Genomic DNA, 26,167 nt, shown 5'->3' with positions numbered 1-26,167 from the left:
CGCAGCCATCTTGCCGGGATCTCTGGCTCTCCTCCGGAAAGACTTCAAACGTTCCATTATGCTGTTCCCTTGTTTTGATGACCTTAGGCTTCCACTATCCAGGAATGGACATGATCCGTTTAACAGTTCGAATTGTGCGGATCATCGAATCATTATTGTAAATGAGAGAACCAAGCGTGAGCTCCTAGCCATTTCGCACGCCTGCCTGAACCAATCCCGCTTACGTGGATTCGTCTGCCTAGCCATAGTCACCTTTTAAAGAGCCCCGCCTCGTTTACGAGTACGACTTCACCTGACTTCGCCCTTTTGGAGTGATAGCTCCTCACCGGACGTAGGAGGATCAGCCTCATGGAGATTTGAACTGTTTCCCATGTATCGGAACTTCACCGACAAATACAGCATAACAATTAGAAAAAGACCCCTTGGACAAACTATAAGAATTATAGTAAATCCAAGAGGTCGATTTTCTGCTTATTTCACTAGCACTAGATTAGTAGAATAGCTTATAAAGCAACGTTTCGTTTAGTTTTATTAAGGAGCAACGGTTATATTAATTGTATAAGTAACTTTTGTGCCATCTTCTGCTTCAACTTCAACAATCCATGTAGTTCCGTTATCAGCTGTCGTCGCTGTTGCTACAGTCGCTTCTGAATCAGTTGCTGTCGCTACCACGTCAGCTGCTGTTAATGCAGTTAGATCTGTACCGCTTGGAAGTTCTACATTATAAACTTCAGCGTTCGTAGGATCAACAGTCGCTTGTACGCCATCCACTTTAACTTCTGTAACACTTGCATCATCGCTTGGAGCTGTTGCTACAGTTACATTAATTGTATAAGTAACTTTTGTGCCATCTTCTGCTTCAACTTCTACAGTCCATGTAGTTCCGTTATCAGCTGTCGTCGCTGTTGCTACAGTCGCTTCTGAATCAGTTGCTGTCGCTACTACGTCAGCTGCTGTTAATGCAGTTAGATCTGTACCGCTTGGAAGTTCTACATTATAAACTTCAGCGTTCGTAGGATCAACAGTCGCTTGTACGCCATCCACTTTAATTTCTGTAACACTTGCATCATCGCTTGAAGCGGCAACTGGATCTACATTAAATGTAAATGCGTACGCACCAGTCAATTCTTTACCTTCTTTAGATACCAAGTTCTTACCAAGGGTAATTACGTTGGAACCTTCCTTAAGCGTACCATCTTTAACAGTAATCACAATCGTGTCTGCTGCATTGCTTCCTTTAAGTGCAATAGAAGTACCAGTCGGTAGATCAGCACCGTTTAATTGGAAGTTAGCAGTATCAATTGCACTACCTACGCCTGTCAAGCCAACATTTTCAGTAAATGTAATTTCAATCGTTTCTTTTCCATCTTTAGAACCTACAACTGCATAAGTAACTGGGTCAGTTGTATTTTTCTTAACCTCGAACTTACTTACAAGCTCTTTAGATTTAATCAAGAAATCTTTTGTAACAGTTGCAGCTTTATTACCAATATCATCTGTAACATCTTTTAGTACAAGTGTCCAGTTTTCACTTCCACCTTTTAGTACTAAATCTTTAATTAAATCGTATTCAGTTGCACCAGGAGCAGCGTTAGTTGAGTTAATGTCAGTATCAACGTAGAATTTATTGTCTAAACCATCTTCCGTATAGCCATCCGCTTCACCTTTAAATGTACGTACTTTACCATCTTTATCTTTACCAATAAACTCCACCTCTTTAGCAAGTTTACCATCCGAATCCACATCTTGGACAGGCTCACTCATTGTTACAACGTAACGACCAGCGATATCAGTAGCTTCTACTTTAGAGATTACCGGGCTTGTTGTGTCTGGTGTGTTCATTGCAGAACCAGCAAAGTTTAATGGTAATTCAATATCTGATGTATTTGTCTTGCCGTTCACATTTGTTTTAAGTCCATCTTTTTTAATAACTAAACGATATTTGTCGTTATAATAGTTATTGTTTGTAGTAGCTGTTTGATAAAGTGTTGTCCATGCTTCCTCAACTTCTACTTTATATTGCTCGATGGCTGTATCGCCTTTAATTTTATTAACGCTGATTGTTGGCTTAGCTTTCAGATCACCTTTACCGTTATCTGCTGCTACCCATTCTTTAGCGTCCGTATCATACACTTGTAATTCTACTTTAGTGTCGTCCAATTTTGCATCTTTATCGAACGTAATACGATATTGATTTGGAGAATCTACTTTAACAGTAGAAACTGCAAGGTCACTATTTGCTACAATATTAAATTCAAGATTTTGTGTTGATCCAATGTTATTGTCATCAGATAATGCAGCGAAATCATGAATTTTTGAAACTTGAAGGGCATGTTTACCTGCTGAGAAATATCCTGCAAGTGTATCTTCGCCAGACTCTTCATAGTTTACTTCATCTAGTGTTAGGGTTACTAAATTACGGTTATCAACAAAGTTCTTTGACTTTGTATCAAATTCAAACTTACCATATTCTACGGAAAAATGATCGTCTTCCAAATTATAGAACCCATCAATTAAGAAGTCTGCTTTTGCGATTGGCTCAGAGAATTTTACAGTTAGTTTATTTAAGCCGACAGGATTCACTGATGTTACTTGAGGTACACGTGCATCAGTAAATTTAAACTCTTGATTAGAATCTGTTGCTTGACCAGCAGAGTTTTGCATAGTTACTGCAACTTTGACATCTGAGTTGTCTGTTAATACTTCGTTAGCTTGTGCGTCATCAGCATCCGCTATTTTAAGAACAGCTACCAATGTATTCTTTGTAGGACCAGGTAAGAATCCTGCTACATCTGGTGTTTTAGTTCCACCATTTTGTGTAACTGTAACCGTGTTATCTGTACGAAGTACACCTGTCAATTGTCCATTAACGTCTGTTTCTACAAAGTCTGCTACAGAAACAGCTTTATCAAATGTCAATGTTACACGATCAGCTTCGTTTGTGTTAGCAGCTGTAAGGTAAACAGCATCAACTTCTGAAGATCCTGGTGCAGTGAATTGTACGTTTGCCGTACCTACTACTTCACCAATCAAATCTTTATAGTCTCCTGAAGCTTCAATAATTTGTGCGTCGATTTTAGCCGTAACACCTTTTGCATTGAACTCAGAACGAAGTACGACTGTTGCCTTACCATTTTGGATTGTTGCCCGCTTTTGAGCTAACGCACCATGAGTTGTATTTAGGTCTAGAACAAGGTCGTTTGCATTTGTGTCAACTTCTCCTGTAACTTTATCTACCAATTGGAATGTTACCGTAGTGTTATCAGTACCGTTAGCTTCAATTGAACCTTTACCAGGGATTACTTGTAAATCCCATAGGTCAGTAACTGCTGGAGTAGAGAACTTAGCTGAAAGTGTACCAGACGCCTCACCTTTATACACTAGGTCTGTTGCTACTAAAGTGTAGTCTGTATCATAATCTAGTCCAGAAACATCAAGTGTAACTGTTTTCTTATTTTCTGAAACAGATGCAGAATTTACTTTTCCGCCTTCAATTGTGAAATTTTCAGCAGTTGCTTTATCTAATTCATGGCTGAACGTTACTTCAACAGTTGTCTTGTTAATCGCACTTTCTATAACTTCGGCAAAGAACACAAAAACCCTGGAACCCTTGGTACTAAAGGGTTCTCATCGTTTTCCAGGAAGTGAAAAATTCACGTTAACCTAGATAACGCGGAATCGATCACTTCCTACCATTCGTCTCATACACAGGTGATCGAGGCACGGGTGGTAGCAGGGCTCGACCTCAGTTATTTCTCCAAAGGAGTAGCAACCCCCGTCACAAATAGCCGCTTTTCGGCCAACTGATGGTTTCTGTCAGCAGATGAGCAAACGAACCTCCGACCGGAGGTTCGTTTTGTTTGTTTCGAATTCGTTTGGCACCTGCTCATCTCCACATGTCGTATTGCTCTTTTCGGGCCTGGTCATACAATCTCGCGTAGATACGTGTCGTGTCAAGGGAACTGTGGCCGAGCAATTGCTGGATGTGTTCGACCGGCATGTTCTTTTGTGCCAAGTGTGCCGCAAAGGTATGCCGCAACAGATGAGGGGTGATCTTGAATCCCAGTTGTTTACTGTACCCTTCAAACCGATGCCTGATGCTATCCGTGGCGTATGGTTTCGGAGAGTTTAGCGGACTGACGAATACATAGGGCGAGTCGTGACAAGTAGTTTTCAGATGCAGTTGCAAATATTCCGCACACTCCCGCGTAAACATGACGATCCGTTCTGTTTTCCCTTTGGCTTCCGGGATGGTAATGAATCGCTCGTCCCAGTTGATATCTTCCCGTTTCATGTTGACCATTTCGACCACCCGAATCCCTGTCGTATACAGAACTTCGACGATGGCCCGGTCCAAAACCTTGCCTTCCGTCAACGTTCTGAGCCGGGCAAGTTGCTCCTTCGTTAGATAACGGGGCAGTTTTTCTTCCATTTTTGGAAAACGGACGTCTTGGGCCGGGCTCTTATCCAGCAAGCCTTCTTCTACACAGTAGGTAAAGAACGTCTTCAGCCCACTCAAGTTGTTGTAAACGGTTCCGGGTTTGTACCCTTGGTCCAGCCAATTCCCCATCCAATCCCGGATGTCTTTACTTTTGATGTCACCTAGTTTCTTGCCGGTATACAAAAGGAATCGTGTCACGACGGTTTGATATTTTTGTAAGACGCCATCACTCAGCCTGTACTGATAATCCACTTTAAATTGCTCTATAATTTGTTTTTCATTCATCTTTTCCTGTCTCCTTATCCCATATACTTCCGATACAAAGAAATTAACTCTTGTTTCGGTAAATTGGCGTAGATTTGTGTGGTTTGAACATCCGTATGGCCCAATTCATCGGCAATGAATAGAAGATCGGCCCCTTTTGCCAACATCTCGGTTGCATAAGTATGCCGCAGACGATGGGGGTGAAGAGAACCGGTTATCCCGGCGTCTTCTCCTAGTTGCTTCAAGACGAGCCTCATCATATCCTTTGACAGTCGATTGGCTTTTTGATTGCTTGTTACAAAGAGGGCGGGGTTCGCATCCAATCTTCCTTCCACGTATATTTCCAACAGGTTGGCACATTTTTCGGAAAAGTGAACCTGCCGATATTTCTTCCCTTTTCCCAAGACCATGGCGATTCGATTTTCCAAATCGACATCTACCCGATTCAATCGGTAGACCTCATCAATCCGGCATCCAGAGGAATAGAGAAATTCGAAAATGCATCGATTCCGGAGCCATAGATGATCGGTTTTTTCGCGAACTTTTGCCACTTCTTCCTTCGCCAGATATTTCGGAATGGCCTTTCGTGGCCGGGGAAACATCCTAGTTTTGATGGGGGATCGGTCGATAATTTCTTCTTCCACACAGAAATTGTAGAAGGAAGAAAGAATAATCAGATGATTTTTGATTGTCGCTTCTTGAAAGCCTTTTTCGTGTTGAATGAACCATTGCTGGATTTGACTGGATGTCAGCGAGGAACTGATTTCACTTCTGTCTTTGGAAAACTTCTGTAGAAAATTACGGTAGGCCAATATCGTATGCTTGCTGTAATTGGATACTTTCAAACTCATCAGAAAGTCATTGATTTCCCTATGACTCTCTTTATTGGGGAGTTGCGTCTTGAGTTTCCAATAAGAACCGCTGTTTCCTTCTTTCCATTTATACGGAATTGGTTGTATTTCCATCTTCCCTTTATCTACACAATAGTTGAAAAAGGAGCGGAAGGTCGATAAATGGGAAGTTGTATGACGATCTATCTTATTTTTGGCCATCCACCGCTCCACATCTGCAAAGCTAATCGCAGAAAATGGCTTGGTCGTTTCTTTGAAAAAAGATTGTAGGATGGTTCGGTAGCGTTTAATGGTTAGCTTGGTCCATTGTTCCGTATGCAGCTTGAACAGATAATCATTGATCATCTGTTCATTTTCTGCATTCGGCAATGTAGTCTTAAGTTTCCAGTCATCGTCCCCGTTTATTTTTTCATACATGTAGTGGATTGGCTGCTTTTCTATCAGACCTTCCGCCAGGCAATACCTGAAGAATGTTCGGAAAAAGGATAGATATTGTAAGATTGTGCGTCGAGTGCAGGCTTTTTTCTTTTCTGTGATCCACTCCTCCACATCCTCCATCGTAATGGCTGACAAAGAGACATTGTGTACGTGGAAAAACTCCTGGAATGTATTCCGGATCTTCAGGATTTTTCGCTTCGTCCGCTGTTCGTTTTTGAGCAGCAATAAGTATTCATTGATCACCTTGTCATTCTCTTCATTCGGCAAAGGATTTGTCAGTTGCCAAAACTCCTTCAATATCCATACCTCCTACTGATATTGGTCATATTTTTTCTTCCGGGCTTGATTCATGAGACGTGTGTATATTCGGGTGCTGTTGATGTTTACATGCCCGAGTAAATCCTGAATATAGCTTTGCGGCATATTCTTCTCTGCGAGGTGTGCCGCGAAGGTGTGACGCATCGTATGAGGGCTAACCCGGAAACCCAGTTCCTTCGTGTAGCCCCTGAAATACTTCTGGATCGTATCTCTGCCATAGGCTTCCCCCTTGGCATTGCAAAAAAGATACTCACTCTGGATGACACGATCATCCAAATACTTTTGGATGCGGACTGCACATTCATGGGTGAACAGAACAAATCGTTCTTTATTTCCCTTTCCCTCTCGAATCCAAATCTGCCGGGTCTCCCATTTGATATCGGACAATTTGATGTTCAGTAGCTCACTGACCCGTACTCCCGTTGTGTACAGCACCTCAACAATTGCCCGTTCCATGGGATTGGGCAGCGTCAGTTCCTGCAGGAGAGTGACTTGCATTTTAGTCAAGTAGTAGGGTAGGGAATCTTCCGGTTTGGGAGCCTTCACCACAGCGGTCGGATCCTTGTGGATTAAATTCTCTTCCTTGCAATACCGGTAGAATGTTCGAACAGCGGACAACTTCAGATTAACGGATTTTCTTTTCAAACCATTCTCCTCTAATGCGGCGAGCCATGCCCGGATATCCTGGGACTTAATTTCATCATAGGGCTTGCCGACAAATGTGAAGAATTGACGGAGACTCAGGCGATAACTACGAGAGGTTTCAGAACTAAACCTCATATAGTATTCTTCAAGAAATGATTCTTTTATTTTTTCATTCATCCTTCTCACCCCATTTTATTTTGATAGGCCAGCATCATGTCCTCGCTCGGAATCCGGGCATAGACACGGGTCGTGTTCAAATCCGCATGTCCCAGTTCATCTGCGATAAATTCGAGCTCCGCCCCCTTGGCTAACATTTGGGTAGCAAATGTATGACGGCAACTGTGCGGATTCAGTGGATGAAGCAGACCGATCTTTTTACCAAGCCTAGTGGTGATTTTGTAGATCCGTTGATCACTTAACCTGTCGCCGAATTTATTCAGGAAGACATATTCACACTCATTGTCCTTGCGACTTTGGAGATAATTATCCAGTGCAAAGGCACACTCCTCCGAAAAATGAACGTATCGAATTTTTCTTCCTTTTCCTATAACTTTAGCTGTACGCTTTTTCATATCCAAATCTTCCATTGTTAAATAGGATGCTTCCGAACGGCGACAACCTGATGAAAATAAAAAGAGGACCAACGCTCGATCCCGTAAATCGAGTTCTTCTGTCGCCAGCTTGGCTTGTGCGTATTGCTGTTCACTCAGAAACCGCGGGAGTGACTCGGGAATGACAGGTCTCCATCTATTCTTGATGACGACAACTTCCATGTATTCCTCATCCAGACAGAACGTAAAGAAGGTCGATAAGATAGATAGCATCAAGTCAACCGTCCTTGGGCTTTTGCCTTCGGAGAAGTTCAGGAGCCACTGATGAACAATGTCCGCTGTCATTTCCTCCACGGGAATCTTGCACTCACATAGAAATCGTTCCAGCATTTTGCGATACTTCGTGATGGTGGCTTCCGCCTTGTTTTCAATTTTTATACTGAGAAGATATTCGTTGAGGATAACTAATGATTTCTTTTCAATCCCGCCATGTTCGCTTACCCAATATTTCTTGGCTTCCATACAAACACCTCCTTCCTTTATCCATAAACTGTTACAAACCGTTTCCCTTGCTCTACCAGTTATTCATCTTCCAATCTTTGATCTACAATCTGAATGGTAGCCAAAACATTTGTATCTAGTAATAGATTTTCCGCACTTTACCTACTCCTTTCTCTTTCAGATGCCAACAACTGGTATTGCACCCCATGTTAACCAACACATTACCGTTTTAAACATTTTTTCTTCAACACAAAGAACCCTAACTCCTAAAGGGAAATTAAGGTTGTGAATATGTATGATGTTTTTTCATGAAACTTCTTTATTATTTGGCAACTACCGCTATCACGTGGCAGTAGTATTTTCAGTATTTTGCCCATTTACTTTCTTTCGTTCTTGCTTGTTCAAAACTCTTGGTTCATTGTCTTTGTAATCGATGATCACCCGCAGGAAAGATTTTTCCGTTCTGTAGAATGTAGACAACACCGCTTTGTACTAACACTCTCTCCACAATTTCTGTTAATTATACATTTGAAAAAAGTTCTTTTCCAAATCACAAAGTCTACATCATTTCCGTATAGTTTGATCAATTAACCCACCGGTCGCTATGTATGGCGACAGACATTGTAGAAGGGCCAGTTGGTCTTTATAATGTCCCCACAACAATCACCTAATAGGTATACACACCACACACCTACTCTTTCAATCTTTCTACTTTTTTGCATTGTCCGAGAATAGATTTCAATTTTTGTGGCAAGACTACAGCCAGAAACAACAACAAAAAATCAAATGGAGGGTATCACATGAACAAATTTGGAAATAAACTCAGAGAGCTTCGGGAAAGCAAAAACCTATCTAGACCACAGTTGAGTAAGGAGATCGGCATTTCGATTGGTTTTATAGGCTTTCTGGAAAAAAATGAACGAAATGCTTCCAATGCAACCTGCAAAAAATATGCGAAATACTTTGGTATTCTATTGGAAGAGTTACTAGCACTGCGTGACGGCGTCGAAGCTGATAGTATACAGACGAAGCCTGCTCTTCCTGCCGTACTCCCGGCGACTGTACAACACAAGCCTCATATACAACAGATGATGGATTTCTTGGAGTCAGTTGAAGATGAAACCTGCGAGAAGTTGGTCACTGAACTGCTACAACAGGGCAATGAATGGTTGGCCAACACGCTCCGTTTATTTAAAGTTGATACGGTAGCTCAAAGAGTTCTGGATTATCGTAGTAAGTGGTTGGCTGCGGAGCCATCCATCCATTCGGATCATGAACAAACAGATGTCTTGGCGGGTACACTTTCTCTTGATAATCCCATTTATTTAGAGATCCAGTATACCACTCAAATGATGAGGCTGACTTTACAGACCGAACACCAAACGCAGAGTGAACTGTTTGAACAATGGATGGATCATTACCACGTGAGTTACGAGACGAAAGACATCATACCTACCGATCGGCAAGAGCATCCTACCACGCACTTCTATTGGTTTTCACCAATCATGTCACCGTTCGAGAAGTTTGAATTACTGAAGAAGCTGCAGGTCGATCTATCGAATGTGGAAACCTATGACAGTCAGTTAGACTGGTTGCTTCAAGATTACGGCAAAAAAGATGCTTCGTGATAAACACACTCAAATCACAAAATAATGTGAACCAAGATACCTCTAGTGTGAGGTATCTTTTTTGTCGTGGCCACCGTCTCTTCAATAGGTAAATTTTATTTACCACACCTACAGACAACACCTTCATTCACACTATTGCCTGGTTTCTCACTGTTTATACAACGGAACTTAAACATTTCAATTTTTTACGCATGAAACGTAAATTGTTCAGAAACCGAATATACGATATTTATATAGTCCGAAATCTCCGTGACGATACTCAAATTGCCCTCCAGCTCACCTGCCAACCCTCGAACTGAATAGAAAAACAGATAATCCACCGGTCGGTCATTCGCCTGAACATCCACCAACATCCGCTGCAATACACGGCGACAGTCTTCCCGGCCAGAACCTCCGTCATCTTGATAGCGTTGAATAATGGAAATGCCACGCTCTCCTGCAAATTCGCTGATGGCCTGATGTTGATATTGAATACTCTGTATACCACTCATTCCGTGGACGTAAAGTGAACCCCTTCCGTAACCAATGCCGGTTCTTTGATTGTATCCCATTCTGGTCTCACTCCTCAAATGACATCGTGTCTTTCCATACGTCCATTCTGTATCGTTGGCAGGGAATTATATACAGGATTTATCCGGCGGTATGTTCCATAAGGGTGGCCCAAATCGGATAACGTCATCGCTTTTTATAAACTGACTTTATCTTTTTTAGGGAGAGAGGATGATGCAGTTCAAGAGAGGGAGGAATCGAAAAAAGAGGAAGTTTAATGAAGGAAAACGACGCCTTCCTTTCCTCTCTATACGCTCGGTATCCAAGAACGAGGTATTTTCTTAAAAGGAATAAGCGGATGGGAGAAGAAATGAAGATGTGTGCCTAGAGCGATAATGGTGAGAAGTAAAGGACAATTGCTCTTGTCTATGAAAGCGAGTTGCTCTTTAAATTAAAGGAGGAAGGGAGGCGAGCTTCTGACATAAAGCGAGGCATTTGCGAGAGAGGATTAGATCGTCTCTCCACTTTTTATTGGAGAGACGAACGATTGAAATATGAAAGAGGGTTATCATCGCTAAGTGTTTTAATATTGGCTTATTTCCCGGCGGAAAACACCTTGGCGAAATGGAAGTCGGCAATTTAATTCATAACTGCCGCTCAATGAATTACTCTCAAACAATTCATGTTAAAAGACCAAACCGACAACAAGTAGAAATATCGCAAAAATTCCATTAATCAAAGTCGTGGAGGACATTGGGGAGACCCTAAGCCAGAACTAGAACAGCATGTATTGGGGATGGTGATAAGGAAAGTCGCGATAAAAAAATAAAGTGGGATTTAGTACTTTATTTGGCTGGAATGCTAGTCCATCACTTTACAGCTAAGAGTATTGATTTCCTGATGTTTTTTCAGTAGCACCTTGACAACTGCTAGGATTTCCAGTTTAACTCGCACAGTAAATTAATGAACGGAAATGGACCGTGGTGTATACTTATATATAAGCAATGTTGAGATTGCATAATCATCGAGGAGGAGGGGTTGTTGATGGAAATGGATGTGGATTTATTAAATAAATGGGCAAGCCTCACAGGAGCACGTGCCCGTCTTGATGCAAGTCTTTTCGACTCCTATATCGTATACATGAACAACATCGGACAAGTGGTAAAAGAGCATGCTGATGGCAAAATTGAAATCATTGAAGAAGCGACTGAAGAAAAATGAATTCTATAGATCAAGCGGTTATGTATGTTTTCGCTGGGAACAATGGAAGCGGAAAAAGCACCTTTCGAAACTTGATTGCTGAAAAGCAGGGTATTCCAACCAATATTGACCCAGACTCTCTGGCTAAGAAGTATACGTCCAACAAGGAAATCCGAGCAGGCAGGGAGGCCATTCGATTAATAGAGGAATTAATTCGAGACAAACAAGACTTTTCAATGGAAACTACATTATCCGGTCGGTTGCCACTTAAACAAATGAGTTCAGCAAAAGAAAACGGATTTAGAATCGTTGTTTATTATTTGGGTGTTGAAAAGATTGCGATTAACCTTAATCGAATCCGCCAGCGTGTAGAGCAAGGTGGACACAATATTCCCGAGGAAGATGTACGCCGAAGAGAAAACCGTTCAATGAGTAATTTAATGAACGTAATTATGATAGCAGATGAAATACATTTGATTGACAATACCTATATGCAGGCTACCATTGCAGCCAGCATTCTTAAAATGGAATATAAAATTCATCTACCTGAAAGTAACTTGCCAGGATGGATAGGTCGAGTATTAAAAGAAATTGACCAATTGAAGGAGAAAAAGGATTCTGCAGGCGGTTAAACGCTTGTAGGATCCTTTTTCTTTTATGGATGCCACGTTTTCTGTGCGTATGCTAGTTATATTCAGTCAATCATATTGGTCCTCCCTAGTTCCTGAACGTGCCGCCTCGCATATGTGTTTGTCGCGGTTGGCCATGTCCGGTCAACACTTGTAGGCTGGTGAGCGGCGTTCTTCACCAGATGAGCTGCATACGAGTGGCGGAGTGTATGTGGGCTGACATGGAACCCAAGATCTTTTTGTGAGCCCCTCAAACCATCGGTTGATAGATTTTAGTGGAAGTGATCCGTTTTCACGACGATTAAGAATCAGGTACGGAAGGTCATCCTTCCGCCTTTCTAAGTATGCCTACAAGTGGTGGGCACAGTCATGAGTAAATAGCATACTTCAATTCTTTTCCCTTTTTCTTTAGGGATAGTAATTGATTGCTGTACGGATGAAATCCTTAAATCAGCATTGATTAAATTCCTCCTTTTTAGGTAATCATTATAAATATAATAGACTATTTATATGAGGAGGAATTACATGAAACCTATTACAAAGAATACCAGCTTTCCAAGATGGTCAAAAAGCCCAACTTCATTTCATCAAAGGGAATCTACTCACTTACAGACTTTTCTATTCAGCTTGCTTACAGAAAAATTTGGGGACGTATTGGAAGATGTGGGGAAAGAAAGATTACAGAGCTATGTGGATAATGCTTTCGAATACTATAGCATTAGCAAAGAAGAACATTTAAAATTTAGAGATGAAAAATCCTACAACGCTGAACATTCCTATTTTAGGATGTACGGTTCGGATCTTCCAAATAAAACATATGATTCAGTGGCTGCAATGTTAATTTTCAACGATGAAAGCATGGACAATCTCAGCAACCAGTTATTATATGTTTGCAGAAGGATTTGGTTGAATTCATTAAAACAATATGAGCCTTTTGATTTAAAAACAAAATTACTTGACATCTCATCTTATTGGCAGGAAACATATCAAACAAATGGTTTTAAATTGGTAGAGCCTGTTTCTATTGAAGGCTGTGTAAATCTGGACTGTGCCGTCTATTTCTATATTGAGTAAGTGATCGGATGATGAAGTTAGTCTTGCAACCAGATGACTACCATCACGTTGCTACGATTCACGATTGGATTGGTCACCACCACGTTGGTTATATAGCAGACGATGCTACTGAATTTTCCAGTCTGGAGGAAGACGTGGTTCACCTCATATGGTTTTCTCCAGACACCTCCGTTGTCGAACAGTACAACATCCTTACAAGACAGGAAATGTGGATTGATGAGATGTTTACTGAGGATGACCAACTCACTCGGCTAATTAGTTACCAATTTAATTCTAGAGCAAACATGAGAGAAGAGATTATTGCCATAGATAGTGCAAGATATAGAATTTAGTAGATGTAAATTCAGATTCATTCATTAATATGGGGTAAGGGATACCTATCTAAAGACCTTGGGAAGACAAGGGCAGATGCCATATAAGCATTTCCCTTTCTCTTCTATATAAGTTGTCATTTTAAATTGACTTTTCATACAGATTACATATGTTGTTAAAAGAATGATACCCATGTCTATTACGATTTATACCACCACAGCTACCAAATTATATGGAAAAAATACCTTACCACACTTTTGTCTTCATCCCTCTTGGTGGAGCCAGTACATGTAATCCCATTCATAAATTAATTTTGTCTTTTTTTCAGGAGAAGTAATCATTGCAATAGAGAGGGTTGTTATCGTTGGACGTTGCTTTATTGGCGTTCGTTGCGAAACGAAAACTGGCAACTTAAATAACGTGGCGTATCCTCCTTCTCGATGATTTGCCTTTGAACAATGCATTTTTATTAAAAGACCCATCCGACAACTAGCAGGAATACCGCCGAAAAAATATGGAACAGAGATAGATAGTACATCCATTGAGGCACCGCCATACGGTCTTCATCAGCAATTACTATTTCTCCATCAAATGCCTCTTCAATCTCTTGATCGGTTGCTCCACCCTGTTCCATCTGCTCCATTTTAGACTTGAATTTTATCATGGAAGAACGGGAGATTAGGTTAGGGATGGTTAACCCAATGATTAGATAAGATATTGTGTTAATTATGGCCAGCCAAAACAGGAGCTGATGTCCTGTGAAAAATATAACGGCAGGGGTTAAGATGACGAAAGTCAAAATGAGTTTTGACATTTCAACTGCTCCTTCTATGTACTACTTTAAGATTAGCATAGAGATCTAGATTGTTATAGCTCCGCTGGAACCTCACCACTTGTTTCGCTACAATAGATGCTAAATCTATCTTACGATTCGGGGGAGATTATGTATGTTGTCATTTCTACGATCACTGTACGATTATGGTAAAGAGTGGCTAGGTTATTTGGTTTCCTATTTGAAAAATGAATTTCTGACCCGGCATGCAGCCAATTTAGAAATTATCGCATTGAGGAGCCAACTCGCATCTTATGTCTGCCGCTTTGAAAAAGAAAAAATCCCTACACCACGTCCGACACCAGCCTTTCGTCAACTGTGGGTGCTCCTGTCTAAACACTTGGAAAACTGGAAGGACTCATTGGCGATGGTAAAACCCGACACAGTTATTCGGTGGCATCGGACAGCTTTCAAATTCTATTGGAAGAAAAAATCAAAAAAACTAGGAAGACCGAAGATTTCTAGCAAGACCATCCAGCTGATTAAGCGTGTACATAAGGAAAATCCATTATTATCACCAGAGAAAATTCATGAAAAAATCCGGATACTTGGCGTTGATCAGCCGCCGGCTCCAAACACGATTGCCAAGTATCTGCCAAGCACACGGAAGCCGCCTTCCGAAAAACAGATTCAGTCTTGGAAGACGTTCTTGCAAAACCACCAGGAAGAAATGTGGGCAACTGATTTCTTTACGATTCCGACACTGACTTTTAACGTACTTCATGTCTTGGTGATCATTCATCATGAAACTCGGAAAATTGTTCATTTTGGTGTCACGGCCAATCCGACGGCGGAGTGGACCATCCAGCAATTCCGAAATGCAACGCCTTATGGCAAAGTCCCAAAATACTTGATTCATGATAATGACCCGATTTTCTGTTCCAGTGCATTTCAAGCCTTCTTACAGTCATCAGACATTACGCCAAAGAAAACTGCTTATCGATCACCGTGGCAAAACGCATACGCCGAAAGGGTAATCGGTACAATTAAAAGAGAGTTGGTAGACCATGTAATCCCACTGAACGAGCGACATCTACGCGGTCTTCTTACGGAATACATCAAGAGCTATTACAACACGCACCGGACGCATCAAGGGATCAACGGCAAGACACCAATCCCATCACCGTCTTACCTTCCGACTTCGGCAAAAGATACCGTATTGGAAGCAACTCCGGTGTTAAATGGTCTCTTCCATACATACAAGAAAGCAGCTTAACCAGTTCAGTTGAATATTTTTAAAAAGCCTTGTGAAAAGGCTTATTTGGCATACCTAACTATTTATTCCCCCAATTTCCGACCTCTTTTTCTCTTAAATTGCATAGTGAAAGTCCTAAAATCTAGCTGAATAGAAAAAGCCATCCCGAGAAATCATAACGATTTCTGTCCGGATGGACTTTTTGAAGGCGACAACCGTTTATCTCTTAACTCATTTTGGGGAAATAAGTCATATTAGAAACTACCACTGACTGGGTTCCTTCGCTTCTGCTAGTTTTCTCCTCCTTGCCTGTTACCATGCAAGTACAAACGGCTAGCGATCTACACTACTACGAACCCGCTGCCATCCTACTAGCTTCATTGGTGCTAACACACCTCTTCTAGCAAGACTTCAAACGTTCCATTACTTCTATCCCTTGTTTTGATGACCGTAGGCCTCCACTATCCAGGAATGAGAACGAATGGTTTAACAGCCTGAATTGTTCCAATCGCCATTATGTTATCTCATACATAAGGATGAATGCTAACCTGCTAGCTTATGTCTTAGCATTCACTACCTCACCCTGCCTACATGGATTCGTCTGCCTGACCATAGTCACCTTTTAAGAAGCCCCGCCTCATTCTATGAGTACGACTTCACCTGACTTCATCCCTTCGAGTTGTTAGACTCTCACTGGATGCAGGAGGATTAGGCACATAACAAAAGGCCGTTGTTAGGAGTAGGAATTACACCCACTAATTAGAAGTAACAGTTAGAAAAAACACCCTATGTAATTTACAATACAAAATTTAATTCGTATGCGATCACATAAGGTGTCTTGTCCACTTCTTTCACTATATTAATAGATTAAAATAGTTTATGAAGTAACGTTTCGTTTAGTTTTATTGAGCAAGTTGTTGTGAGATTACAACGTCTTTCACAACTACTGCTGATCCGTTAGCAGCTGTTAAGCCAGTAACGTTTTCAATAGTTGCTGTGTCTGTTACGACGTCAGCATTCTCAGAATCAATTGTTAAATTAACTTCAGTTTTACCTTCAGATACAGATGCAACAGTTGCTGTTACAGCAGTAGCATCAACAGTTAGAGTTAATTCTGCACCTGCTTCAACAGTTACAGCATCAGAGAAAGTAAGTACAAGTTCTCCGTCTACTGGAGTAACTGCAGTTACTTCTTCTGTTGAGAAGTCTCCAATATTAAATGCACCTGTTGCTGCTTTAGCTGCAACCTCTTCTTCTGCTGCCGTTGAGAATTCTGTAATATCTAATGTACCTGATGCCTTATTACTATCATCGCCACCAGATAAAGTGCCTTCATTCAATACGATAGCATTGCCGCTAGCACCTACTTCATCAGCTGTAACTGTTACTGTACCTTCTAAGTTTGATGCAGTTACACCTAAATTCTTAGCAATAATCTTTGCAACTAGATCATCTGCACCTGAATATTTATTTGCATCTAATTCTGTAGCCGCTGAATCGAAAGTAAATGTTTCATTAGCTACTGTTACTTCACTTGCATCAACTGCTGGCACTAAATCAGCACCACCAGCTAAAGTACCTTCATTTAATACAATAGAGTTACCAGCAACGCCTGTAGCATCAGCTTTAACTGTTACTGTGCCTTCGACATTTTCTGCTGTTACACCAAGCCCTGCTCCATTGATTGCTGTTACAAGTGTATCAGCATTTGTGTATTCAGTACCAAATGTGAATGTTGATTCTCCTACTGTTACTACACTTGCATCAACTGCATCTACATTCTTAATTGGAAGAACAGTAATTACAGCAGTATCAAGAGTTACATCATCAAACTTAGCATCTAAAACAAATTCTTGACCACCGAATTCATTAGCAATTTTAACGATTACTACACCATTCGCAGCAACTTTTGTTACTGATTCAATTTGTTCTTTTACTAAATCTTCTTTTACTGCGTCAACCACTGCTTGTTTTTCGTCAGCTGCTTTAGCATCAACTTTAGTATCTTTTTTCAAAGTAAGTGTTGAAACTTGAGGTGATGTATTTTCAACTGTCACATCAAGAGTTGCAACTGGAGTTAATAATGCTTCCTCTTTAGTATAAAGAGTAATTGTTGCTGTACCCGTTTCAGTACCAGCAGTTACTGTAAACTCACCAGCATTAAGTGCATCCGCATCTACTGTAGCAACATCTTCGTTAGAAGATTTCGCTACCAAGTCACCTGATAAAGGAACTTCGATAGAATCGATAAATGCTTTAGCTTCAATGTTTAATGAGTTTTTGGCAGGATCCAATAGTGTATTAAGATCAAGTTTAGTCTCTTCTTCATTAGCAAATGAAAGCGTATATTTGTCAATCTCTGAATCTTGGATATCAACAGCTTTAACTGTAAATGTACCAAACTTCTTATCTTTAGTTGCTTTATCATAAACATTTACTGTATATTCACCTTCAGCTAATGTCTGAGATAGAGTAACTTCACCATTTGTAGCTGTTGTAGCTACAGCACTTGTTGCTTCATTTTCACCTTTTTTAGTAACTGTATAGAAAACCTGTTTAGAAGCATCACGCAATACTTCTCCGTCTTGATCAAGAACTTTAAATACTAGGTTTTGAGCTTCAGCAGCTTTAACTGTTTGAGCTTTCGCGTCAATACTTGTTGCTTTTTGTTCTTTTTTTGCATTTACTGTAACAATAGCTGTGTCTTCTAAATCAACAAATGATACTGTAAATGTTACAGTACCGTCTTTTAGAACTTTGATTGTACCGTTTTCATAATACGCAACAGTCGGATCACTGGATACCGCAGTCTTTACAGTTGGTGAAGTGATAGCAATCGGGTTTCCTGCTGCATCTTTATCAGTGTTTTTCTGCCCTAAAGCATTTTCGAATACTGAAGCATCAATAGTGATGTTGTCAGACTCTAGCACAGAGTTGTTTTCCCACTTATCGCCATTTTGATCGTAAAGTGCTACCTCAGATACTTTAACAGCATCCGTAGCATCTACTACTTTCACTTCAGCGAAATCTTTAGCAAGTGGCGCTTCTGGGATTTTGTTTCCTTCTGGATCAGTAACTTGTACAGCATACTTAAACGTGCCCGCTGTTGCCACATTTACAGTACCATTTGCACCGTAAGCAGCTCCTGATTTATTGTAAAGGAATGTCACAGAGTAGCCTTCATACTTTTCAGCGAATTCTGTAGCAGTAACTTTATCAGTACCATTTACAAGAAACTCTAATTCAGTTGATTTGTTACTAGCGATTGTAGTATCGTTAATCGCACTTACCCCAACACCCCACCACATCGTCTATACTTTTAAAAAAGAAAGGATGATGGTAATGAGTTTACAGGGCTATGACTTCGATAAATGCAATAAGTTGTTTTTAGAACAATTGAGGCGACAGGAGTATTCCAAAGAGACGATTGACGGATATAGAAAGGACCTGGAGAATTTTAGATGTTTTATGAGAACTGTTATATCAAAAGAAGATTTTTCCGTTGATTTGATTAATAAGAGGGTGTTGTTGGATTTTATGGATGCTGGTCGAGTGCGAGGGAATAAAGCGAGTACGATTGGTAGAAGGCTGTCTACCCTAAAGTCATTCTACAAATTTTTAGTATATGAACTGGATTATCCTGTGGACGAGGCTGCAAGGATACGCACTCCTAAAGTGTATGTACCACTGAAGGATATTTTATCAGCGGCAGAAGTACAGCGGCTATTGCAGTCGGCAAAGCAGCTACCACCATGTTACAGCCTTTTATTCAACGCATTGTACTATACAGGATCTCGATTGACGCCAATTCGCATGCTGGAGAAACAACATGTGCATTTAAAGGAAAAGTTAATTTACCTTTCGGAAGTAAAAGGAGGGAAGGATCATTACCTACCTTTGCATCCGCATCTAAAAGATCTTTTTGAAAGCTACTTTACAGAACATCTTTCCACAACAAGCAATTATGTCTTCCCATCGAACCGAATCCCTTCGCAACCATTGAGCGCTTCCGATATTCGAAATAAACTGCGATATGCCGCTAGACTTGCTGATCTAAGTGAAACGATTACACCTCATACACTACGTCATTGCACAGCCACTCACTTGACTATTCAAAATGTGCCGCAAACAAAGATCGCTACTATACTAGGGCATGCTGACTTGCGCTCCACGATGCGTTATCAGCATTTAGCCGTGGAACATTTGAGGGATTCGTTAGATTTGTTGTGAAGAACAGATACTACGCGAGTGGGTACTAGGTCTCCATGCAATTCGTACACTACTTTGAAGAATGGGTAATGGAAAAAGGAAATAGTTCTCTAAGGCTCTTTTCAAGAGCATAATCTGAATGGAGAGGTATACAAGCGGTATAGTTTTAACCAATACTTAAAAAGGTGAAAAGTAAATTGTCAAAAAGAAAAACGACTTCCTTTTTCCACGTATTAAACATTCGCAAAACAGACAGAATGTGCCAAAGCACCATCAAAGTAGCAGATAACCGCTTTAGCGTTGTCGCTTTTAAAAGTCCATCCAAGGGGACTTTTAGTTAAATCCCTAAGTTGGACTTTCTTTTTTGATAGCGAACTAGGTTGTCCAATGAACAGATAAAATACATAAGCGTGCAATCGGTGTGATTGTTGCTTATTCTTTGAAATGATGGGGTCTGTTATTTTCTTCTTATCTAGTTTCTTTATACTCTATTACTATAGTTTCAAAAAATCTAACCAAAAACTTGTGTAAACTATAAATAACATTGAGGTTAATAGATTCTTCCTGTATATTAGAGGTAATAAGTAAATAGTAAAAGGATGTGTAGAAGTAGTGAGAAAGGTACTACAAATACTGTCAGCATTGGTTTTACTCATAATCATGTTACCTGCAACTTCTTTAGCGGTAAGTGCAGAAAATGCTCCGACAGGCATTTATTCTGTTGAAAAGGAAATATATTATTCAAAGACAGAATTTAAAGCAATGTCATCAGCTCAAAAAAAGAAAATCTTCAAGGAGAAATGGTTTATTTCTACAGGAGGCCAAGTATTTCCAATTAGTGCCATGTTACTGCCAAGTACTCTTTTGATATCAACAGCAGAAAAGCAAGTCGATTTTGAAAGAAAAAATAATGTGGATCTAAATGAAATAGCAAGTGGAGGCTTTGAAGTGACTACTATTGAGTAAGCAACCAATACTGAAATAATACGTATGCACCTAAAAGAATAAGTTCTCCCCTTCAAAAAGCCATCCGAAGAGATTCAGTCGAATTTCTCCGGATGGTTTTTCTTTTTTAGCTGAACGACATATGTTTTGTCAACATTATATAAAGCCACTTCATTCTATGGAATTCCCAGTATAGGGAACCTTGCTTGGTTTCTGCTTTACGCTGGTGGCTGATTGTGCAACGCTAAAATTAAAGCGCAGGTACCAGGTACCCACACAATTCAGATACAACTCTGAATGCATGGGAAGTAGAATATCTTGCTTCTAAAAAATAGCCAACTTTCTGTTATGCTAGATATCGACATTACACCTGAACTAGAATCCCAAGAGAATGTGCGTTTTTATATTGCCTTTGACACAAATGCCGTAGCAAAGGAAGGTGATTTTTATGTACTGGAATTACAGAGTTGTGGAATTTAAAAATAAACAGAACAAATCTTACTTTGAAATATGCGAAGTTCATTATGATGAAAACGATAAACCTCATATGTGGGGTGAAATAATGCCTGCCGAATCATTAGATGAATTAAAAGATGATTACGAGTACATATGTAAAGCATTTGAAAGTCCTGTATTGAGAGTAATTGATGATAAATTAGTGCACACCTCATTCAGAGAACCTTTTTAGACAAAAGAAAGCCGCCCCGCGCCGTAGGAAGCAAAAGGGTAGTTCTCGAAAAAAACATTAAGTTTTGAGAACCACCGCCCTGCCGATAGAGGCTACAGAGAGTTCCTGTTCTTCTCTCTTTTACTATCTACACCCATTGTAACGCGGAAAATATGCACGGCTCAAGGGAATGTTGATAGTGGGCAGCGGAATCAGTTCTGTCAAAGCGGGGTACCATGTCCCCACACAATTATCCCCTTCAAAAGTCCATCCAAAGAGATTCAGTCGAATTTCTCCGGATGGTTTTTCTTTTTTTGCTGAACGATCAAATGAAAGAACAAACTCTTCAGAAGGTTAAGTGTTATACTTGCTATACAAAATTGCAGTAAGCTTAATCTTATTCAAATGGTCCATAACGTGGAATAAGAAAATTTGTCATGGTTTTAATATGTAGCAGACTTAATGGCTATATTTTTCCTCCTATTTATTTGGATTGGATTTATTAGTTTTTTTAAACGAGAGGTGAGTCAATATGGAAGTCGTATATTTTGCAGGTGGATGTTTATGGGGAGTACAAGCCTTTATAAAAACTTTACCTGGGGTTGCGTTTACTGAAGCGGGAAGAGCTAATGGAACAAGTCATACGCTTGCGGGTGATTATGATGGGTACGCCGAATGTGTGAAAACAGGTTTTGATCCGACAGTGGTGACGATCAGGGAATTAATGGGGTATTTATTTGAAATCATTGATCCATACAGTTTGAATAAACAAGGACAGGATGTAGGCGAGAAATACAGAACAGGCGTATATAGTGAAAATCCTGAACACTTAAAAGAGGCGAGGGCGTTTCTTAGTGAGAGAAATGATTACGACCTTATAGTTGTTGAAGTATTACCCTTAACAAACTATGTGAGAAGTGCAGAAGAACATCAGGATAGGTTAGCAAGATATCCGAACGATTATTGTCATATTCCAGAAGAAATAATAAGTAGGTATAAATAAGGGGAAATATTAAAAGATGAAAAGGTTGGTTTGTCATTTACACTACCAAATCGCGAGCCATCCTAGACTAAGAAGTGGAATCCCTATTATATAAGGTCCGTTTAATTGAGAACCGTTATCAATTGTTGTATACTAGATTAGTACAGACAAATATAATTGAGTAGGGAGAATAGATAATGCAAATATACTGGACTAAAATAAATAAGATTATTGAAGAAACGCCTGAGGTTAAAACGTATCTGCTCGACTGTCCGAAAGACTTTACATGGGAAGAAGGTTCCCATACTCACTTCGCTCTGGAAGGTTTTAATGCCGGAGATAAACCGAACCGCAGCCTGATTCGTCACATGTCAATCTCTACTTTACCGCACGAAAATTCAATCGGTATTACAACACGCATCAGAGAGCAGTGCTCTGAGTTTAAATCGATTTTAAGAAATCTTGAGGTCGGCAATGAAGTTGCAATATTTAAAACTCATTCGAATGTACCTCTTAAAAGAGAAGACAAAAACGTTTATCTGCTGTCAGCAGGTGTCGGTCTGGCAACTTTCAGACCGCTTGTACTGGATTATTTCGAACGTGCTGACAACGTCAATCAAGTACATTCCCTGAACATCGACTCATCAAAAGATTTCTTATTCACTACTATTTTTGAATCCGCTCCTGACAAGAAGTTCACATCACAGTTCATCGATAACCGTAAAGATTATTATGAAGAAGTGAAGAAACTTGCTGCAGACAAGAACGGACTTTTCTATGTTGTCGGCAGTGATGAATTCCTTGTACAGAACATTAAAGTACTGGGTGAGCAGGGCGTCAAGCCGGAACAGATTATGCTCGACAAACGTGAACAGGCACTGCCTGAGTTTTTATCATTTGATTTGCCGGTTTAAGCGGGTCAATATATTTCTTGGTAAATATTAAATAGACGTTCCATTGTCGACGCGTTTATTTAAGTTTACGATTATGAGCCTAATTCCTCGTTCAAGATACGGAGGGATTAGGCTTTTAGTGATGAGTGCCAGATCCCCATACAATTCAAACGAACTTCTGCATTGATTTAAAGCTGTGTGGGGACCTTGTACCTCGTTTAGTAGGGAAGCTTCTGTACAATCACTGTAGCATTGGTCAAAGTAAAGATTAGATTGTATACTATATAGTAAGGATGATTGGCATGAAAATAGGTTGTAAAGGAGGGGAATCTGTTTATGAAAGTACAGAACCCGCATGACAAATATTTTAAGGAAACAATGGGTAATGTATCAACAGCGAAGGATTTCCTTACCAACTATTTGCCGGAAAATATTATGGGAATTATCGATGTAAATACATTAGAACCACAAAAAGACAGTTATATCAACAAAGAGTTAGAAGATAGCTATTCCGATTTACTGTTTAAAGTAGATATTAATGAACGAGAAGGGTATCTTTATTTTTTATTCGAACATAAAAGCTACGAGGATAAAGGCATAGCATTTCAACTGTTGAAATATATGATTGAGATTTGGGAAGCTAAAGCAAAGAAGGAGAACGCGAAGGAACTACCAATTATTATTCCGCTTGTGATTCATCATGGTAGATCGAATTGGCGTATACTAACCAATTTAGGTGCTGTGCTAAATGGATACGAATTACTTCCGGATGAGTTGAGAATCTATGTACCAAACTTTGAGTACTTAATCTATGACTTAACTACCTATGGTGACGAAGATATTAAAGGAGAAGCACAAACGAGAATTTTGTTGACGCTTTTCCGAGATATATTTACAAAAGATCGAGACGGACTGTTACAATCTGTTTTCCGTTCAATTCATTATCTAAATGAATTGGAAGATAGACAATCAGGATTGGAGTACTTTGAAACGATGATGCGCTATATCTTTAGTGCTGTAACGGACCTAACAGAAAAAGATGCGAAAAAAATTATCGAACAGCTTGAAACGACATATCTTGAAGGGAGTGAAATTGCTATGACGTTAGCTGATAAGTGGAGAGATGAAGGCATGAAAGCAGGCATGCAGGCAGGTATGGAAAAAGGTGCAGCCGTTGCCCTGTCTGAAGCGGCTATACAAATGTTGATTGAAAAATTTGGGAAAGTACCACAGGATATTAAAGATGATATTGTAAACTCAGATACAGCCACTTTAAAACTTTTATTAGTAAACGGCTTCAAGTTTCAGGAAATAGACGATGCTAGAAGATATATCCAATAAATTCGAGTGCCAGATTCCCATACAATTCAAACGAACTTCTGAATTGATCTGAAGTTGTGTGGGGACCTGGTACCTGAACCCAATTCTAGTATGTTACTAAAATAATGTCATTATCTTTCGAAAGGAAAAGAGTCACATTCTTCCTTATATCTTCAGCTGCATTTACATTAAACGATTTGAATTTTCCTGAATCTATGTAATAGCCGTCATAGTCGTAAACTTTTCCAGCTACCTTAATGCCGCTATCATAGATGGCTTCTATTTTTCCAGTGACAATATTCGTGCATACTTCCATGACCCCCTGGTCGTTATTGAACAGTAAGAGATCCCCTTGTTGAATATCTTCATGCCCGATCATTTTATGTGATTTGACAAAGACGTCAAAATCTTTTAAGTCGATTTCTCTATTCATGCCTTTAATGATGGAGTTATTCACAGACTCTGTTAAAAGAAAGTCGTCTAATTCATATTGGCCAATAAATTTACTTTTCTTTTTCACATCTTTTTCTTCATTTTCAAACTCATAAGAAGTAAGCTCACCGTTACGATTGTGCCAGATTTTCACTTCCCGGTTATAGGCTGCTACAAAGTCCATTTCCAGCTTTTGCGGTACAGTCAGTGTCATGTTGGATTTATTGTCATCCGTCACAGTAATTTTACGTTTGGTTACATCAACCGCTGTAATTTTCAGCTGGTTTACTGGAATATACTCATTTCGGTAATAGGAGAAAGAATTTGTGACCCCTTTTGCTTGGAATTGAATGGTATAGTCTCTTAAAGTATCTAAACCGGCTCTATCGAACATCGTCAGGATGGCCCGCTTTCCATCTCCTGTTAATTGTACTTCTTGAATACCGCGTAGATCTCTTGAAGCCGCATCATGAATTTGAAATTGGGAGGTATCAATGTTATTGAGAGCATGGCTAAATGTTACTTCCAAATAGCGTCCGTCACTACTTAGTGCAATAACATCTGTTATCGTGATTTCTTCAGAAGGAGTATCTGTAACAGAAGGTTCATCCTCATATTGAAGGGCTTTATAGACAATACCAACAGCATGTGCCCATGTTAAATGTTGATTGGGTGCATATTGATTTTTCTCATTGCCCTTGATAATACCGGCATGGTACAACTTGTTGATTTGTGAAAAAGCCCAATGATTTTGGTCGATGTCGGAAAAAGGAAGAGAATCATGATCGCTTTCCTTGAGATCGTAAGCTTTTGAAACCATAAAGGCCATTTGGGCACGTGTTAAAGGATTGGCGGGACGGAATGTGCCATCACTATAGCCACTAAACGCACCTTGCCCTGCTAATGTGATGACAGCAGCATAGTAGGGGTCCTCTTTTTGTACATCTATAAAGAATTTCTTCTCTTCCTCAATCGGTTTAGAATCCTGAGATTCATAGATCAATTGAGCAAATTCACCACGTGAAATGATTTTACTTGGATAAAACCCTTCTTTATTGGAAAGAACATCAACGCTATTGGCGACTAAACCTTGTAATGCGTCACTATACCAGTAAGTTTGCTTCTGATTGACAGTTGTGGCAGCAGAGATGGATAATGGCTGTATGGAATATATAAGCACAACAAACATGAAGCCGACTATCAATATAAAGACTTTGGATAAAAACAATGGATAACCCATGAACCTGATTCCTCCTTAAATATTTTATGTAAATGAAAAACATTCTCAATAAATCACAAAAAAAATTTACCTTATAGTGATAATGATTCTCATTTTCATTTACGAGATTAT

Annotated in this window: 21 protein-coding genes; 12 read left to right on the top strand and 9 right to left on the bottom strand. The window is 39.9% G+C overall.

Annotation, left to right across the window (positions count from 1 at the left end; genetic code table 11):
- Positions 1-531: 531 nt before the first annotated feature.
- The 5 genes from H7J92_RS04540 to H7J92_RS04520 form a co-directional block, all read right to left on the bottom strand.
- Positions 532-3,594: a hypothetical protein gene (locus tag H7J92_RS04540; protein WP_221835602.1), complete on the bottom strand. Its 3,063-nt coding sequence runs from the start codon at positions 3,592-3,594 to the stop codon at positions 532-534.
- A 292-nt stretch (positions 3,595-3,886) separates the two neighbouring features.
- A complete protein-coding gene (locus tag H7J92_RS04535) occupies positions 3,887-4,726 on the bottom strand; it encodes a tyrosine-type recombinase/integrase (RefSeq protein ID WP_221835600.1) in 840 nt (279 codons plus the stop codon).
- A 14-nt stretch (positions 4,727-4,740) separates the two neighbouring features.
- On the bottom strand, positions 4,741-6,291 hold the full coding sequence (locus tag H7J92_RS04530; RefSeq protein WP_221835598.1) for a tyrosine-type recombinase/integrase: 1,551 nt from the start codon (positions 6,289-6,291) through the stop codon (positions 4,741-4,743).
- Between the two features lie 12 nt (positions 6,292-6,303).
- On the bottom strand, positions 6,304-7,134 hold the full coding sequence (gene xerA / locus H7J92_RS04525) for a site-specific tyrosine recombinase/integron integrase (RefSeq protein WP_221835597.1): 831 nt from the start codon (positions 7,132-7,134) through the stop codon (positions 6,304-6,306).
- 5 nt (positions 7,135-7,139) lie between these two features.
- Complete coding sequence (locus tag H7J92_RS04520) at positions 7,140-8,030, bottom strand: tyrosine-type recombinase/integrase (protein ID WP_221835595.1); 891 nt, start codon at positions 8,028-8,030, stop codon at positions 7,140-7,142.
- A gap of 779 nt (positions 8,031-8,809) precedes the next feature.
- On the opposite strand from H7J92_RS04520, the gene H7J92_RS04515 reads away from it, so the two are divergent.
- Positions 8,810-9,637, top strand: coding sequence for a helix-turn-helix transcriptional regulator (locus H7J92_RS04515; protein ID WP_221835591.1), 828 nt, complete (start codon positions 8,810-8,812; stop codon positions 9,635-9,637).
- A gap of 185 nt (positions 9,638-9,822) precedes the next feature.
- Here the strand turns inward: H7J92_RS04515 and H7J92_RS04510 are convergent, their stop codons facing one another.
- Positions 9,823-10,188: a recombinase family protein gene (locus H7J92_RS04510; RefSeq protein ID WP_221835583.1), complete on the bottom strand. Its 366-nt coding sequence runs from the start codon at positions 10,186-10,188 to the stop codon at positions 9,823-9,825.
- A 982-nt stretch (positions 10,189-11,170) separates the two neighbouring features.
- Between H7J92_RS04510 and H7J92_RS04505 the strand changes: the two genes are divergently transcribed.
- From H7J92_RS04505 to H7J92_RS04490, 4 genes are all read left to right on the top strand, one after another.
- Positions 11,171-11,347: a hypothetical protein gene (locus tag H7J92_RS04505; protein ID WP_221835631.1), complete on the top strand. Its 177-nt coding sequence runs from the start codon at positions 11,171-11,173 to the stop codon at positions 11,345-11,347.
- Positions 11,344-11,958: an ATPase gene (locus H7J92_RS04500; protein WP_221835581.1), complete on the top strand. Its 615-nt coding sequence runs from the start codon at positions 11,344-11,346 to the stop codon at positions 11,956-11,958. The genes H7J92_RS04505 and H7J92_RS04500 overlap by 4 nt, the downstream gene beginning before the upstream one ends.
- A gap of 522 nt (positions 11,959-12,480) precedes the next feature.
- Entirely contained in the window at positions 12,481-13,029 is a 549-nt protein-coding gene (locus H7J92_RS04495) for a hypothetical protein (protein WP_221835579.1), read from the top strand.
- 8 nt (positions 13,030-13,037) lie between these two features.
- A complete protein-coding gene (locus tag H7J92_RS04490) occupies positions 13,038-13,361 on the top strand; it encodes a hypothetical protein (RefSeq protein ID WP_221835577.1) in 324 nt (107 codons plus the stop codon).
- Between the two features lie 449 nt (positions 13,362-13,810).
- Here the strand turns inward: H7J92_RS04490 and H7J92_RS04485 are convergent, their stop codons facing one another.
- Complete coding sequence (locus tag H7J92_RS04485) at positions 13,811-14,155, bottom strand: hypothetical protein (protein WP_221835576.1); 345 nt, start codon at positions 14,153-14,155, stop codon at positions 13,811-13,813.
- 133 nt (positions 14,156-14,288) lie between these two features.
- Here H7J92_RS04485 and H7J92_RS04480 point away from each other — a divergent pair, with 133 nt between their 5' ends.
- Positions 14,289-15,389, top strand: a complete 1,101-nt coding sequence (locus H7J92_RS04480; RefSeq protein WP_221835575.1) for an integrase core domain-containing protein — start codon at positions 14,289-14,291, stop codon at positions 15,387-15,389.
- 881 nt (positions 15,390-16,270) lie between these two features.
- Here the strand turns inward: H7J92_RS04480 and H7J92_RS04475 are convergent.
- Positions 16,271-18,676, bottom strand: coding sequence for an autotransporter outer membrane beta-barrel domain-containing protein (locus tag H7J92_RS04475; RefSeq protein ID WP_009766100.1), 2,406 nt, complete (start codon positions 18,674-18,676; stop codon positions 16,271-16,273).
- 25 nt (positions 18,677-18,701) lie between these two features.
- Here H7J92_RS04475 and H7J92_RS04470 point away from each other — a divergent pair, with 25 nt between their 5' ends.
- The 6 genes from H7J92_RS04470 to H7J92_RS04445 all read left to right on the top strand — a co-directional run bounded on the left by H7J92_RS04470 (position 18,702) and on the right by H7J92_RS04445 (position 24,405).
- Positions 18,702-19,598: a tyrosine-type recombinase/integrase gene (locus tag H7J92_RS04470; protein WP_009766099.1), complete on the top strand. Its 897-nt coding sequence runs from the start codon at positions 18,702-18,704 to the stop codon at positions 19,596-19,598.
- A 591-nt stretch (positions 19,599-20,189) separates the two neighbouring features.
- Positions 20,190-20,543: a hypothetical protein gene (locus tag H7J92_RS04465; protein ID WP_040758448.1), complete on the top strand. Its 354-nt coding sequence runs from the start codon at positions 20,190-20,192 to the stop codon at positions 20,541-20,543.
- Between the two features lie 427 nt (positions 20,544-20,970).
- On the top strand, positions 20,971-21,210 hold the full coding sequence (locus H7J92_RS04460; protein WP_050804644.1) for a hypothetical protein: 240 nt from the start codon (positions 20,971-20,973) through the stop codon (positions 21,208-21,210).
- Positions 21,211-21,721: 511 nt separating this feature from the next.
- Positions 21,722-22,192 (top strand): peptide-methionine (S)-S-oxide reductase, encoded by a 471-nt coding sequence (locus H7J92_RS04455; protein WP_009766095.1) that lies wholly within the window; start codon positions 21,722-21,724, stop codon positions 22,190-22,192.
- A gap of 176 nt (positions 22,193-22,368) precedes the next feature.
- Positions 22,369-23,085 carry a ferredoxin reductase domain-containing protein gene (locus H7J92_RS04450; protein ID WP_009766094.1) on the top strand — a complete coding sequence of 239 codons (717 nt, stop codon included), beginning with the start codon at positions 22,369-22,371 and terminating at the stop codon, positions 23,083-23,085.
- Positions 23,086-23,400: 315 nt separating this feature from the next.
- Positions 23,401-24,405, top strand: coding sequence for an Rpn family recombination-promoting nuclease/putative transposase (locus tag H7J92_RS04445; RefSeq protein ID WP_009766093.1), 1,005 nt, complete (start codon positions 23,401-23,403; stop codon positions 24,403-24,405).
- 85 nt (positions 24,406-24,490) lie between these two features.
- Here the strand turns inward: H7J92_RS04445 and H7J92_RS04440 are convergent, their stop codons facing one another.
- Positions 24,491-26,056, bottom strand: coding sequence for an S-layer homology domain-containing protein (locus tag H7J92_RS04440; RefSeq protein WP_009766092.1), 1,566 nt, complete (start codon positions 26,054-26,056; stop codon positions 24,491-24,493).
- Between the last annotated feature and the right edge of the window lie 111 nt (positions 26,057-26,167).

The sequence above is a fragment of the Sporosarcina aquimarina genome (assembly GCF_019748715.1).
In the GTDB taxonomy this organism is placed as follows: domain Bacteria; phylum Bacillota; class Bacilli; order Bacillales_A; family Planococcaceae; genus Sporosarcina; species Sporosarcina newyorkensis.
Note: the sequence above shows the minus strand (reverse complement) of the source record. Positions and strands in the feature narration are given on the sequence as shown.